This is a genomic window from Alcanivorax sp. (assembly GCF_002726155.1).
GTDB lineage: Bacteria > Pseudomonadota > Gammaproteobacteria > Pseudomonadales > Alcanivoracaceae > Alcanivorax.
In genome coordinates, this window is record NZ_PBSH01000013.1 from 1 (window position 1) to 12,846 (window position 12,846).

Consider the following 12,846-nt stretch of genomic DNA (forward strand, 5'->3'; position numbering starts at 1 on the left):
CCACCTGATCCCATGCCGAACTCAGAAGTGAAACGACATATCGCCGATGGTAGTGTGGGGCTTCCCCATGTGAGAGTAGGTCATCGTCAGGCTCTTAAACAAACAAAGAACCCTCGTCGCGCAAGCGTCGGGGGTTTTTTGTGTTCAGGCTGGGCAGAAGCGCGCTTCCTGCCACAAGCTGGCGCTGCCTGACCCCACAACCTCTGTCATACCCTTGCCAAAAAGACTCGCCACACTGCAGCGATATCCACGTTGCGGAGTCTTTGCCATGCTGTTTTATATCGTCATTGCGGTCCTTCTTGTAGTTTTATTTATTTACCGGTATCGCAAGCTGATGTATCACTTTCGTGTGGTCAAACCCGGCAAGCTTTACCGTAGTGGTACCTTGGGGCCTGTCGGCTTGCGCATCCTGCATCGGGTATTACGGGTCAACACGATTGTCAATTTGCGCCTGGAGTCCGAGTACAGCAAGAAAGGTTGGTATGAACGGCAGCTCACTTACTGTCGTCGCCATGACTTGAAGCTGGTCAACATCCCCATGGCTCAGGACACACCACCAACGGAAGCGCAGATCCTGCAGTTTATGGATGAGATTGATCGCGGGGGAAGCCGCTGTCTGGTGCACTGTGAGATGGGAGTCATTCGAACCGGAATGATGGTGGTGGCAGTGGCAACACGTCGTTATGGCGTCAAGGACCTGGGCGTGTGGGAGCATTTCCCCCTGTACGGCCACAAGCTGGATCAACGTCGCCAGAAAGTTCGCGAGTTTGTCCAGCGTTGTGGCGGTCAGCAAGCATCAGCCTAGTAGTGGGCTGCTTTCTGGCAGGTACAGACGCAATGCATTTGGAATAGAGCGGATGTGAAAGGTGGTATTTTGAATGGGCTCGCCATCCAGGTTCAGGTTCATTGGCGTCGGTGTTTCAATGTGCATTTCACTGAGTCGGGTGCGTATAAATAACCCTTCCTGGTTGGGGTCTTGGCGGGCTTCGCTGTCGAATAGTTCTTTCACGCCAGCGAGCAAGTCCATGTCTGCGGGCAGGATCGCCACATCGAACAGACCATTATTGACCAGGGCGTCAGGGCATAGACGCTGTCCTCCACCTGCCTGGCGGCCATTGCCGAGCCCCAGGGCGAGAAATTCGCCTTCCCATTCAAAGCCTTCGCCTTTGAACTGGCCTTTGGCGGATTCGATTTCAGAGAATCGGCTCAGACCGGTGAGCAGGTAGGCTGCCCCGCCAAGCATTTTCTTCAGATCTTCCGATGTCTGAGTTGTTACTTCCGTGCCGAAACCGCCGGTGGCCATATTGAGGAAATAATGGTCGTTAACCTGTATGACATCGCAGGGGTGTGGGGTGTTTTCAAGCAAGCGGAGGCTGTCTGCCGGCTCTACGGGAATCTCCGCAGCAGTGGCAAAATCGTTAGCCGTGCCTAGTGGGAGGATCGCCAGTTCCAGATCTTGCTGCCCGCTTTCCATCAACGCCTGCGTGATGTCGCGTACGGATCCGTCACCACCGCCGGCAATGAGCGTTGTAAAGCCGTTATTCAGGGATTCCTGCACATAACGCTCGGCGTCGCCGCCTTCCCATGTGACTCGAACTGCCAGTTCGTGGCCCTGATCACGCCAGTTCATAACCGCGTCGCGAACGGCCTGATTCGCGGCCTGTTTACCGTGGAGAATCAGTAAGGCTTTCTTGCTCATGGTGTAAACCCTGTCGTTGGCGGATGCCATAGAGTAAAGCACAGAGCGTGACTGGCGCATGATTTAGGGGGCAAGTTAACAATCCTTGATAATCCGGTAGTGATAATGATTGCTATTAGCTATTGCTGAGATATGGGAATAGCATTTCTCTATAGACTCGGGGTTGGGGATGATAGTCAAAAAGGAGGACGTCTCATGACCAAGACAATCAGTTTCGGAGTAATGCATATTTCAGTGGCGTTTCTGGTCGTCTGGGCGATGACCGGTGACTGGCGTATTGGTGGTTTGACGGCGTTGGTGGAACCTTGTGTGAATACGGTGGCTTACCACTTCCACGAAAAGGTCTGGAAGCGTCGCAGAGACCCTGAAGCGGTGAGCGGAACGGTCATGGCCTAGGATAAACTCGGTGTTTACTCTGTGATGACCGTTGGTTAAGCTACCGCAAAGTATACATTGTAAGGGGTATTTGTCAGGTGCAGACAGGAAGCAGTGACATTGATGCGATTCGCCAGGTGGTGAATCAGGTGTTGGAAGTGCATGCCCGTGAAGAAGGGGGGCAACGCTCCCAGGCGCGGGCGGAAATCCTGATCCACTCAATGCAGGTTTTTGCTCAGCGTGGGTTGCAGCGTACGACAGTTCAACACCTGCTGGATGCGTCTGACGTGTCGCGCCGTACTTTCTACAAGTACTTCCGCAACAAGATGGATGTGCTGGAAAGCATTTATCGTATTTTTGTGGATAACATGCTGCTGCACTTTCACAAAGAGGTGAAGCAGGCATCGTCTGCCAATGACATCATCCGCAACACCACCAAGGTGTATTTCGATTATCACGTGAGCATGGGGCCGGTGATCAAACTGATGATGGAAGAGGCCCGTTCTTCTGATTCGGCCCTTGCGCCACACCGTACTCGTGCCCAGACGCTGGCGTCGGAAGTCCTTGCGGTACAGATCAATCGGTATACCGGTAAGAACTACGAGCCGCTGGTTTTCCTGACCATGCTATGGATGCTGGAAAATTACTCGCTCTACATTTTCGAGGATGGTGGTTTTTCCCAGGAACGTCTCGACCAGTGCTTGCGGGTGGCGGTGGGGGTGGCCGAATCTCTGGTGCTGGGTGAAGTCACGCCGGGCATGCTGGAGCGCCCGGCGCCGTAACGATCCTATCGAGCCGGTTACTCCGGCTTGATAAACTTCAGTGTCATCCGGTCACTTTCCCCGATCGCTTCATAGGTGTCCCGGTCCTTGTCGCCAAGACGCAGGCTGGGGGGCAGTGTCCAGACCCCGGCCGGGTGGTTTGCCTGATCTTTGGGGTTGGCGTTAATTTCCGATTGATCCACCAGCTTGAACCCGGCCTGCTCGGCTTGGGCAATCACGTATCCCTCGCTCATGTAGCCCGTTTCGATTTGTCTTTCCAGCGGGCGGACCTCCGGTGCACGATGCTCCACGATACCGAGAATGCCGCCGGGTTTTAGGGCCTGGTAAAAGCTGGCAAACACCGCTTCGGTCTTCCCGGCTTTTGCCCAGTTGTGCACGTTGCGAAAGGTCAGCACGCGGTCTGCGGTGCCCGCCGGGGCGATAACAGTGTAAGCGGGGGGATTGAGTGCCGTGACCCGAACATGGTCGTAAATCTCCGGGTGTTCTGCCAGCTTGGTCTTGAACTGGGTCACCGAGCGGCGATAGAACGGGATGTCACTGTCTTCAGGAAAGTGGGCGGCGTAATAGGTGCCGGACTTGTAAAGCCAGGGGGCGAGAATGGCGGTGTACCAGCCACCGCCGGGCCATATCTCAACCACTGTCATGTCTTTTTCGACATCGAAAAATTTCAGGGTTTCCACCGGGTGGCGGTATTCGTCACGGGCCTTTTCCTGTGGCGTGCGGTGAGGGGCGTCGGTCAGCTGATCGAGCGTTCCGGCGTGAATCAGGGTGGTGGAAAGCAACGCGGTAAAGATAACCAAAAGTCGCATGATCTCGGCTCGTCCTATCTGAGGCCGCGGATCAACACCTTCATGTAGTCTGCGGCTTGTTGTTCGAGGCTGCCCTCTCCTGTGAGGGCCCATGTATACGTGGTTCCGGTGACAAGGTTTACCATCATCAGAATCGTATCGCGAGTCGGCAGGGCAACAAAATAGCCGTCTTTGCGCAGTTCATTGAAAAAAGCATCGGCCAGCGGCAGGTTTTGCTCCATCAGTGCCAGATACTGGCGCTGGATGTCGCCCATGAAATCACCTGCCTCCTGAATCAGCACCCGGGAAAAATCCTGATTCTGTTCCAGATAGCGAGCCACGGCTCGGCACAGGCTTTCCAGCCGCTCCAGGGGAGGCGCAACACTGATCAGTTCGGACAGGATCAGGTCGCGGATGGTGTTCAGGTTTTCCTTCACAATGGTCAGCAGCAAGGCTTCCTTGGAAGGGAAAAATTTATAGATGGTGGCTTTGCCCACGCCGGCCCGCTCGGCGATAGTCTTCACCTCGGCGCTACGAAAGCCTTCGCTGGCGAAGACTTCCTGGGCGCAGGTGAGAATACGGGCGCGGCGGGGATCATCCATGATGGCCGTCCTTACAGGTATTTGATTTTTTCCAGCTGTTCGTCGAGCTTGGCCAGCTGGGAGCGATAGTCATCCAGCTTGGCCTTTTCCTTATCGACCACCGCCTGGGGCGCCTTGTCGACAAACTTGGGGTTCTTCAGCTTGCCTTCCGCGCGGCCCACTTCCTTGCGCAGTTTGTCGGTTTCCTTGGATAGCCGCTCTATTTCCGCTTCCTTGTCGATCAGCCCGGCCATGGGCACAAGAATTTCCATGTCACCCACCAGTGCCGTGGCGGAGGCGGGGGCGGAATCTTCCGCTGTCAGCCAGGTAATGGATTCCAGTTTGGCCAGCTTGCTCAGGAAGGCGCGGTTGGCCTCCAGCAGGGCCTGGTCGGAGTCCTTGCCGTTATGCAGGTAGATTGGCAGCGCCTTGCCCAGTGGGATACCCATTTCGCCGCGAATGTTGCGTACCGCACTAATCACGGCTTTCACCCATTCGGCACCGGTTTCAGCATCAGTATCGATTTTGGCGGGGTCACTGGCCGGGAAGGCTTGCAGCATGATGGTGTTGCTGGTTTCACCTTTACTGTCTGCTGCCTTGCCTGCCAGCGGGGCGACCTTTTGCCAGATCTCTTCGGTAATAAATGGCATGAAGGGGTGGGCCAGCCGCAGGATGGCTTCCAGAACGGTGACCAGGGTGCGGCGGGTGCCGCGCTTCTGGGCCTCGGAGTAGTCGTCACCCCACAGCACCGGTTTGGAAAGCTCCAGATACCAGTCACAGTATTCATTCCAGATGAACTCGTAGGCGGCATGACTGGCCACGTCAAAGCGGAAGCTGTCCAGTGCGTCGCTGACTTCCTGTTCGGCCCGTTGCAGGGCAGAGATAATCCAGCGGTCCGCCAGTGACAGCTCGATGTCGCTGTCAGCAGTGATGCCACAATCTTCGCCTTCGGTATTCATCATCACATAGCGGGCGGCATTCCAGATCTTGTTGCAGAAGTTCCGGTACCCTTCGATACGGCCCATGTCCCACTTGATATCACGGCCAGTGGAGGCCAGTGACAGGAAAGTAAAACGCAGGGCATCGGTCCCGTAGGGGTTGATGCCGTCCGGGAAATCCTTGTGAGTGCGCTTGGTAATCTGCTTTTCTTTTTGCGGCTGCATCAGCCCTTTGGTGCGTTTGTCGATCAGCGCATCCAGGGTAATGCCGTCGATCATGTCCAGCGGATCGAGCACATTGCCCTTGGACTTGGACATCTTCTGGCCGTCGTTGTCGCGCACCAGGCCGTGCACATAAACCTTCTTGAAGGGCACCTGATCGGTGAACTTCAGGGTCATCATGATCATCCGGGCAACCCAGAAGAAGATGATGTCGAAACCGGTCACCAGCACATCGGTGGGATGGAAGGTGCGCAGGGCATCGGTGTCTTCCGGCCAGCCAAGGGTAGAGAAGGTCCACAGGGCGGAGCTGAACCAGGTGTCCAGAACGTCATCGTCCTGGCTCAACGGAGTGTCACCAAGATTGTGTTCGGCGCGGACCTCTTCCTCGTTACGGCCTACATAGACATTGCCGTCAGCGTCATACCAGGCAGGGATGCGGTGACCCCACCAGAGCTGCCGGGAAATACACCAGTCCTGCAGATCGCGCATCCAGGAGAAATACATGTTCTCGTAGTTCTTGGGCACGAACTGGATGTCGCCATTTTCCACGGCGGCAATGGCGGGCTTGGCCAGCTCTTCCACGGCCACGAACCATTGATCGGTCAGGTAGGGTTCGATGATGACGCCGGAGCGGTCACCACGGGGCACCTGCAGGGTATGGTCTGCTACTTTTTCCAGCAGGCCAAGGGCATCCAGATCGTCCACGACTTTCTTGCGGGCATCCACACGATCCAGGCCGCGATAGGCCTCCGGCACTTCTTCATTGAGGGCCGCATCCGCAGTCAGAATGTTGATCATCGGCAAGTCGTGACGCTTGCCCACTTCATAGTCATTGAAGTCATGGGCCGGGGTGATTTTGACGCAACCGGAACCGAAGTCCGGGTCCACGTAATCGTCGGCGATGATGGGGATGTCGCGGTCCGCCAGCGGCAGGCGAATGGTCTTGCCGATCAGGTCCTTGTAGCGCGGGTCTTCCGGGTGCACGGCCACGGCGGTATCGCCGAGCATGGTCTCCGGGCGGGTGGTGGCGACCACCAGGTGGCCGGAGCCGTCGGAGAGTGGGTAGCGGAAGTGCCACATGTGGCCCTGTTCTTCCACGTTCTCCACTTCCAGGTCGGAGATGGCCGTGTGCAGCTTGGGATCCCAGTTCACCAGGCGCTTGCCGCGGTAGATCAGGCCTTCCTTGTGGAGGCGGACAAACACCTCGCGCACGGCGTTGGAAAGGCCGTCATCCATGGTGAAGCGTTCTCGGGTCCAGTCCACGCTGGCGCCCATGCGGCGCAGCTGGCGGGTAATGGTGCCGCCGGATTCGCCTTTCCACTCCCAGACCTTGTCGAGAAACTTCTCCCGGCCCAGTTCGTGGCGGTTGGTGCCTTCGCCGGCCAGTTTGCGTTCCACCACCATCTGGGTGGCGATGCCGGCATGGTCGGTGCCCACCTGCCACAGGGTGTTGCGGCCCTGCATGCGGCGGTAGCGCACCAGGGTGTCCATGATGGTGTCCTGGAAGGCGTGACCCATGTGCAGGCTGCCGGTCACATTGGGGGGCGGGATCATGATGCAGAAGGAATCACCCTGGCCGCTCGGCTTGAAATGACCGGCCTTTTCCCAGTGTTCATACCAGGATTGCTCGATGCGATCGGGTTGGTAGGTTTTGTCCATGATCACCGCTTCTAAACCAGAAAAAATGAGGGCGAATTATAGCGAAGCGGGGCGGGTTCGTCGCGGGTTGTGAGAAAACGCCTGGCGCTGGGCGCCGGATGTCTGGCGAGGCAATGAGAAAAGGTGCTCACTTTCACAAAGGCAGCTGGGCTGAAGTGCGTCAGGCCTTCCTGCGCAGGGCCGCGCGCAGCTTCAGGCGCAGGGCCTTTTCGAGCTTGGGCAGGGCCTCGGCCACCAGTTCATCGATGGCGGCATCGATATCGCTGTTGGTCAGCGTCGGGCGTGGGGCTGCCGTCTGTGGGGCGGGGGTGGGTACGGGGGGCGCCGGTTGCGCTTGTGATGTGTCGGGCGCCGGGCGACCGGACAGGAATGGATTGGCCCGTTCGCTGGCGAGCTGCCGGATCCGCTGAGAATCCGGAGCTGTGGTGTCTGCTGAGGGCTTCAGCAGGGGCGGCTGGGTCGGGCTGTCAGCATCATTCAGCAGGGACTGAACATTATCCAGTTCCTTGAGTAGCGCGTGTTTTGCCGTCTCCTTGTTGTTGCTCATCGCCGTGTCGCTCGCAGTGGTCAGCCCAGTTCATGAGTGGTAACGGGAAAGCCCCGGTCCCGGTAGAAGCGGAAGCGCTCTCGTCCCTGTTGTCGTTCGGAATCGGCGCCGCTGATCATTTCCGCCACCCGCTGGAAGCGGGACGAAAAGTCCGGCACCTGGTCGGTGAGGTTGATCAGCACATCGTGATGATGACCGGGATCGTCGCCGAACCCGAGCAGCACCGGTGCCTGGCCTTCCCTGCCCAGGGCATGGGGCAAGAAACCTGTAGCAGGAGATTGCCAGAATTGTGCGTCCACCTGTCGTGCATGGGCCTCATTCTGGCAATGCACATAAACCTGGCGACCTTGCTTCAGGGCTTTATCGGCAATTCGCCAGGCCAGCGCCTGGCGTACACCGTCCCCGACCTTGCTGCTGAGATAGAAAGTGACTTCAGTCAATTAAAGGCTCCATGCGACACGCCTGCGGGCAACACGCCGAGTGCGTTTGGTTCGCGTGTTGCGTGAGCTTGTCAGCATTGGTTCATCAGATACCGAGTAAGCATGGGGACAGGGCGGCCGGTGGCGCCCTTGCTCATGCCACCGCTGATCCAGGCGGTGCCAGCGATGTCCAGGTGCGCCCATTTCACGTCTTTGGTGAAGCGGGACAGGAAGCATGCGGCGGTGATGGAGCCGGCCTTGGGGCCACCGATGTTCTGCATGTCGGCGAAGGGACTGTCCAGCTGGCTTTGGTACTCGTCCCACAAGGGCATGGGCCAGCCGCGGTCGCCGGTTTCCTTGCCCGCGGTGAGCAGGGCTTCGCTGAGGGTATCATCGTTGGCGTAAACCGCCTGGGCATGGGCGCCCAGTGCAACCACGCACGCGCCGGTAAGTGTGGCGATGTCGATGACGGTATGGGGTTTGTGCTTCTGCTGCACATAGGTCAGCGCGTCACACAGCACCAGACGGCCTTCGGCATCCGTATTGAGGATCTCCACGGTCTGCCCGGACAGGGTTTTAACGATGTCGCCGGGGCGGGCGGCCCGCCCGTCGGGCATGTTTTCGGCAGCGGCCACGACGGCGACCAGATGGATCGGCAGGCCCAACTCACACACGGTCTTTACGGAACCGAAAACGCTGGCGGCACCGCCCATGTCGTATTTCATTTCATCCATGGTGGCGCCGGGTTTCAGGGAGATGCCGCCGGTGTCGAAGGTAATGCCTTTACCCACCAGGGCAACGGGGCCTTGTTTGGTCGGTTTGGAGCCTTTGTACTCCATCACAATGATCTGGCCCTGGCGTTCGGAGCCTTTGGCCACCGCATGGAAGGCGCCCATGCCCATCTTTTCAGCCTGTGCCTGGCTCAGCACTTTTACGGTGAGTTTTTCGTACTCCTTGGCCAGATCGCGGGCCACGCCGCTCAGGTATTCGGGGAAACAATCATTGGGGGGCAAGTTGCCCAGATCCCGGGCCAGGTTCACCCCAACGGCGACAGCCTTGCCGGTTTTGTGGGCCTTGGCGAGGGCGGCGTCCTTTTCAGCGTGCCAGAAGGTCAGCTTGGCCAGTTTGCTGGCCGGTGCCGGATTGCTGCGGTAGGCGTCGAAACGGTAGGTGCTTTCTTCCACTACCCGGCTGCCTTCGCGAACTTGCCACTCCAGTGGCTGGGGCTGGGCGTCATCCAGCAGCCAGAGAGCCTGTTTCACCGGGGCGGCGGTCAGTGCCTTGGCAGTTTTTTGCACCAGGGAGAGCCAGTTGTGGTCGCTGAGCGGGCTGTCACCGGTGCCAACCAACAGCAGGCGAGCCGCATTGATGCCCTGGGGGGCGTGCAGCCAACCCAGTTGACCTTTGCTTGCGCTGAAATCGCCGGCCTTCATGAACTGGGAAATTTGTTCGCGGGTGCTGTCGGGCAGGGCCTCGGGTAGGTCACTTTTCTTGCTCAACAGTACGATCAGGGCGTCTGCCTTGCTTTTTTCCAGGGGCCTGTTGCTTACTGCGAAGTCCATGCTGTCTCCAGATCAATAAAAGGGTGGGGCGCTATTCACCCGATAAATAAAGGAAATAGTGGGCCGTCACGCACGGAAACGCAATCCGTTCGGCGCTATCCATCGGTTCCCTTGTTCACACGGAATTATCACCTTGGTCGAGCACTCAGTTACACTAGGTGGCATTCACTGCTGCCGCAGGCGTTTTTTGCCCGGCGGTGTGTGCCGAACCGCAGGCTATTCGCCTGCCTTTATTGTGTTCGGTGCGTTTTTGCAGACAGCAATGAGTGGGCCTGCCCTTGATTCTTCATCGATATATTAACCGGCAAGTGTTCATGACCACGGTTCTGGTCACCTTTATTCTGGTGATGGTGCTGGTCAGTGGGCGCTTTATCAAATACCTGGCGGAAGCGGCGGCCGGTGAAATTGCCGCGGATGCGTTGTTCCTGGTGATGGCGTTCCGGATGCCGGAATTCCTGCAGATGATCGTTCCCCTGAGTTTGTATATCGCCTTGCTACTGGTGCTGGGGCGAATGCACATGGATAACGAAATGGTGGTGCTGCAGGCCGGTGGGCAGGGTAACGGCCGGGTGGTGCGTTCGCTGGTGGTGCCCATCTTGATGGCCACGACCCTGGTGGGCATGTTTTCTCTCTATATCACCCCGCGGGGAGATGCAGAGGTGAACCGGATTTTTGAGGAGCAGAAGGACCGATCGGTGCTGGAGCTGCTTACGCCGGGACGGTTTCACGTCAAAGGTTCCAGTGATTCCCAGCGCGCCACCTATGCGGAACATCTGAACCGGGAAAAGGGCGTTCTGGAAAATGTCTTTGTGGCCGATGCCCGTTTTGAAAGCCAGGGCGAGGCCGGCCGCCTGCTCACCGTCTGGGCGAAAAGCGGCAAGCTGGTGGTGGAAGAGGGTATCAGTTACCTGTTGCTGACGGACGGTTTTCAGTATCAGGGCAAGCCGGGGCAGTTGGACTACAAGGAAGTGGGCTTCAAGGAAGCGCGTGTGCGCATTGGTGGCGAAAAAACCGATAGTCGCCCCCCCAAGGTGCGGGGACGCTCTACCCAGGAGCTGGTGGATCAGCGCGCCGACAACAAGGCGGCGCTGGCGGAGCTGCAGTGGCGCCTCTCGCTGATTCTCACCGTGCCGATCATGGCGCTGGCGGCGATTCCGCTGGCGCGGGTCAACCCACGGCAAGGCCGTTTCTATCGTCTTATCCCCGCGGTGCTGGGCTACATGTTGTACGTGGGTATGTTGCTGGTATGTCGTAGCGCCATTGAAGACCATAAAGGGGCGCTGCCCTGGTACCTGAGCATGGTCTGGATCCACCTGAGTGCCGGAGGTGTGGTCTTCCTGCTCTACTTTGGCGGGCGGTTGTTCCGGCGGAGGGCGCGCTCATGACATTGCTCAAGCGCTACTTTTGGCGGGCGGTAATGATCCCGACCCTGGCTATCCTGTTTATTATTGTCGGCCTGGATTGTCTGTTCGGCTTTGTTTATGAGCTGGAGTTTCTCCGCGGCAACTACCAGGTTATGGAAGCGCTGCAGTTTATCCTGACTACCACGCCGCGGCGCTTTTACGAATACATGCCCATGGCCATTTTGCTGGGCACCCTGATTGGGCTGGGGCTGCTGGCGAATAGTGGTGAGCTGTCGGTGATTCGTGCGGCCGGGGTTTCCACCCTGAAAGTGAGCTGGCTGGTGTTGCGCCCGGTATTGGTGCTGATCATTCTGTCGATTCCCCTGGGGGAATACCTGACCCCCTACAGTGAGCAGGTGGCGCAGAGTAACCGCTCCATGGCCGAGGGCGGCGGTGAAGCGTTGCGCTCCAAATATGGCTACTGGCATCGGGAAGGGCCGGAATTCATTCATATCAATGCGGTGCAGCCCAACGGCGTGTTGCACGGCCTGACCCGCTATCGCTTCAGCGACAACCAGAAACTGACAGAAACCCAGTATGTGGATCGGGCGATCTATCAAGGGGATTTCTGGTCACTCGAGGGGATCCACGGCACTCGTTTGTTCGAGGATCACGCCGAAACCTACCAGAAAGATCAGGGCGAATGGCAAACGGAGCTGACGCCGCAGTTGCTCAGCATCGTGGTGCTTCAACCGGACAATCTGGCGTTGGTCAAACTGCTGGAATATACCCGCTATCTGAAGCGCCAGGGTCTGGAAACCGCAGACTACATGCTCAGCTTCTGGCAGAAACTGTTCATGCCGCTGGCGACCATCGGTATGGTGTTGATCGCCATCTCCTTTGTGTTCGGCCCCTTGCGGGAAGTGACCATGGGCCTGCGGCTGACGGCGGGTATCGTCGCCGGGTTGATCTTCCATTACGGCCAGCAATTCTTCGGCCAGTTGTCGCTGGTATTCCATACTGACCCGCTTCTGGCCGCCATCCTGCCGCCGTCCCTGTGTCTGGTACTGGGTGTCTGGCTACTGCAGCGAGTGCGATGAGATGAGCTGCTGGCGGGGGCAGGGACGCACCCACGCAGGCCGCCGGCCGGCCAATGAAGACGCGCTGGTGTGTCGTGACGGTGAAGGTTTGTGGGCCGTTATTGATGGCATGGGCGGCCATGACGCCGGCGACCTTGCCGCCACCATGATCCGTCATGCACTGGAAAATCTTGCCCTCGGGGGCGGTATTGCCCACCGGTTGCTGGCGGTGGATGCCGCTCTACAAAGTGCCAATCATGCCATTCGTCACCACGCCGCCATGCACCTGGGCAGCAAGCCCATGGGGGCAACGGTTGTCGTGTTGCTGATTCATGATGGCGAGGCTGGAGTGCTGTGGGCCGGCGATGCCCGGCTTTACCGGCATGATGCATCGCGAACCAGTGCCATCACCAAGGACCACACCCCTGTGCAGGCACTGGTGGACGCAGGTGAGATCGACGAAGAAGAGGCCATGCGCCACCCCCGCAGTCACGTGATCTATCAGGCCATTGGTAATGGCGACAAGCTGAAACTGGAACAGATTCGGTTTGCGGTAGAGGCCGGCCAGCAATTCCTGCTGACCACTGATGGCGTGCATTCTGTGCTGCGGGTGCCTGAGATACATCAATTGCTGGCCGAGGGTGCCAGCGAGTCTGCTATTCTCAAGGCAGCCTTGAACGCGGGTAGTCGGGATAACGTGACCGCAATCAAAATTGCCCTCGGTTAACGTAAAGGCTGGAAAAGCCGTGAAGGGCTGGTATACTCGCGCCCCACTGCCAGAGTGGTGGAATTGGTAGACACGACGGATTCAAAATCCGTTGCCTTCACGGGCGTGCCGGTTCAAGTCCGGCC

Annotated in this window: 13 protein-coding genes, 1 tRNA gene and 1 rRNA gene; 8 read left to right on the forward strand and 7 right to left on the reverse strand. The window is 58.2% G+C overall.

Annotation, left to right across the window (positions count from 1 at the left end):
* Both rrf and CL546_RS04240 read left to right on the forward strand, forming a co-directional pair.
* A 5S ribosomal RNA gene (rrf, locus tag CL546_RS04235) occupies window positions 1-92 on the forward strand; the annotation flags it as partial.
* 176 nt (window positions 93-268) lie between these two features.
* A complete protein-coding gene (locus CL546_RS04240; RefSeq protein ID WP_290493176.1) occupies window positions 269-805 on the forward strand; it encodes a fused DSP-PTPase phosphatase/NAD kinase-like protein in 537 nt (178 codons plus the stop codon).
* On the opposite strand, the gene yegS is transcribed toward CL546_RS04240, so the two are convergent.
* Window positions 797-1,699: a lipid kinase YegS gene (gene yegS / locus CL546_RS04245; protein ID WP_290493177.1), complete on the reverse strand. Its 903-nt coding sequence runs from the start codon at window positions 1,697-1,699 to the stop codon at window positions 797-799. The two genes, CL546_RS04240 and yegS, sit on opposite strands and share 9 nt — an antisense overlap.
* A 195-nt stretch (window positions 1,700-1,894) precedes the next feature.
* Here yegS and CL546_RS04250 point away from each other — a divergent pair, with 195 nt between their 5' ends.
* Window positions 1,895-2,095: a DUF2061 domain-containing protein gene (locus tag CL546_RS04250; protein ID WP_290493178.1), complete on the forward strand. Its 201-nt coding sequence runs from the start codon at window positions 1,895-1,897 to the stop codon at window positions 2,093-2,095.
* Window positions 2,096-2,172: 77 nt separating this feature from the next.
* Window positions 2,173-2,856 carry a TetR/AcrR family transcriptional regulator gene (locus tag CL546_RS04255; RefSeq protein WP_290493179.1) on the forward strand — a complete coding sequence of 228 codons (684 nt, stop codon included), beginning with the start codon at window positions 2,173-2,175 and terminating at the stop codon, window positions 2,854-2,856.
* A 17-nt stretch (window positions 2,857-2,873) separates the two neighbouring features.
* On the opposite strand, the gene CL546_RS04260 is transcribed toward CL546_RS04255, so the two are convergent.
* From CL546_RS04260 to CL546_RS04285, 6 genes are all read right to left on the reverse strand, one after another.
* On the reverse strand, window positions 2,874-3,665 hold the full coding sequence (locus CL546_RS04260; RefSeq protein ID WP_290493180.1) for a class I SAM-dependent methyltransferase: 792 nt from the start codon (window positions 3,663-3,665) through the stop codon (window positions 2,874-2,876).
* A 14-nt stretch (window positions 3,666-3,679) separates the two neighbouring features.
* The gene (locus CL546_RS04265; protein WP_290493181.1) at window positions 3,680-4,246 is read right to left on the reverse strand and encodes a TetR/AcrR family transcriptional regulator; all 567 of its coding nucleotides are present in this window, start codon (window positions 4,244-4,246) and stop codon (window positions 3,680-3,682) included.
* 11 nt (window positions 4,247-4,257) lie between these two features.
* Window positions 4,258-7,044, reverse strand: a complete 2,787-nt coding sequence (locus CL546_RS04270) for a valine--tRNA ligase (RefSeq protein WP_290493182.1) — start codon at window positions 7,042-7,044, stop codon at window positions 4,258-4,260.
* A 160-nt stretch (window positions 7,045-7,204) separates the two neighbouring features.
* On the reverse strand, window positions 7,205-7,591 hold the full coding sequence (locus CL546_RS04275; protein WP_290493183.1) for a hypothetical protein: 387 nt from the start codon (window positions 7,589-7,591) through the stop codon (window positions 7,205-7,207).
* A 20-nt stretch (window positions 7,592-7,611) separates the two neighbouring features.
* The gene (locus tag CL546_RS04280; RefSeq protein ID WP_290493184.1) at window positions 7,612-8,031 is read right to left on the reverse strand and encodes a DNA polymerase III subunit chi; all 420 of its coding nucleotides are present in this window, start codon (window positions 8,029-8,031) and stop codon (window positions 7,612-7,614) included.
* A 71-nt stretch (window positions 8,032-8,102) separates the two neighbouring features.
* On the reverse strand, window positions 8,103-9,572 hold the full coding sequence (locus CL546_RS04285) for a leucyl aminopeptidase (protein WP_290493185.1): 1,470 nt from the start codon (window positions 9,570-9,572) through the stop codon (window positions 8,103-8,105).
* A 266-nt stretch (window positions 9,573-9,838) separates the two neighbouring features.
* On the opposite strand from CL546_RS04285, the gene lptF reads away from it, so the two are divergent.
* The 4 genes from lptF (at window position 9,839) to CL546_RS04305 (ending at window position 12,846) form a co-directional block, all read left to right on the forward strand.
* Complete coding sequence (gene lptF, locus CL546_RS04290) at window positions 9,839-10,957, forward strand: LPS export ABC transporter permease LptF (protein WP_290493186.1); 1,119 nt, start codon at window positions 9,839-9,841, stop codon at window positions 10,955-10,957.
* Window positions 10,954-12,015, forward strand: coding sequence for an LPS export ABC transporter permease LptG (gene lptG / locus CL546_RS04295; protein WP_290493187.1), 1,062 nt, complete (start codon window positions 10,954-10,956; stop codon window positions 12,013-12,015). Before lptF ends, lptG begins: the two co-directional genes overlap by 4 nt.
* A gap of 1 nt (window position 12,016) precedes the next feature.
* Complete coding sequence (locus CL546_RS04300; protein WP_290493188.1) at window positions 12,017-12,721, forward strand: PP2C family protein-serine/threonine phosphatase; 705 nt, start codon at window positions 12,017-12,019, stop codon at window positions 12,719-12,721.
* 56 nt (window positions 12,722-12,777) lie between these two features.
* Window positions 12,778-12,846 (forward strand) — tRNA-Leu (locus CL546_RS04305).

Coding starts and splice junctions, on each gene's coding strand:
- CL546_RS04285 (WP_290493185.1), bottom strand. CDS start 9,572: ATGGACTTCGCAGTAAGCAACAGGCCCCTGGAAAAAAGCAAGGCAGAC.
- CL546_RS04250 (WP_290493178.1), top strand. CDS start 1,895: ATGACCAAGACAATCAGTTTCGGAGTAATGCATATTTCAGTGGCGTTT.
- CL546_RS04260 (WP_290493180.1), bottom strand. CDS start 3,665: ATGCGACTTTTGGTTATCTTTACCGCGTTGCTTTCCACCACCCTGATT.
- CL546_RS04300 (WP_290493188.1), top strand. CDS start 12,017: ATGAGCTGCTGGCGGGGGCAGGGACGCACCCACGCAGGCCGCCGGCCG.
- CL546_RS04240 (WP_290493176.1), top strand. CDS start 269: ATGCTGTTTTATATCGTCATTGCGGTCCTTCTTGTAGTTTTATTTATT.
- lptG (WP_290493187.1), top strand. CDS start 10,954: ATGACATTGCTCAAGCGCTACTTTTGGCGGGCGGTAATGATCCCGACC.
- CL546_RS04270 (WP_290493182.1), bottom strand. CDS start 7,044: ATGGACAAAACCTACCAACCCGATCGCATCGAGCAATCCTGGTATGAA.
- CL546_RS04265 (WP_290493181.1), bottom strand. CDS start 4,246: ATGGATGATCCCCGCCGCGCCCGTATTCTCACCTGCGCCCAGGAAGTC.
- CL546_RS04275 (WP_290493183.1), bottom strand. CDS start 7,591: ATGAGCAACAACAAGGAGACGGCAAAACACGCGCTACTCAAGGAACTG.
- yegS (WP_290493177.1), bottom strand. CDS start 1,699: ATGAGCAAGAAAGCCTTACTGATTCTCCACGGTAAACAGGCCGCGAAT.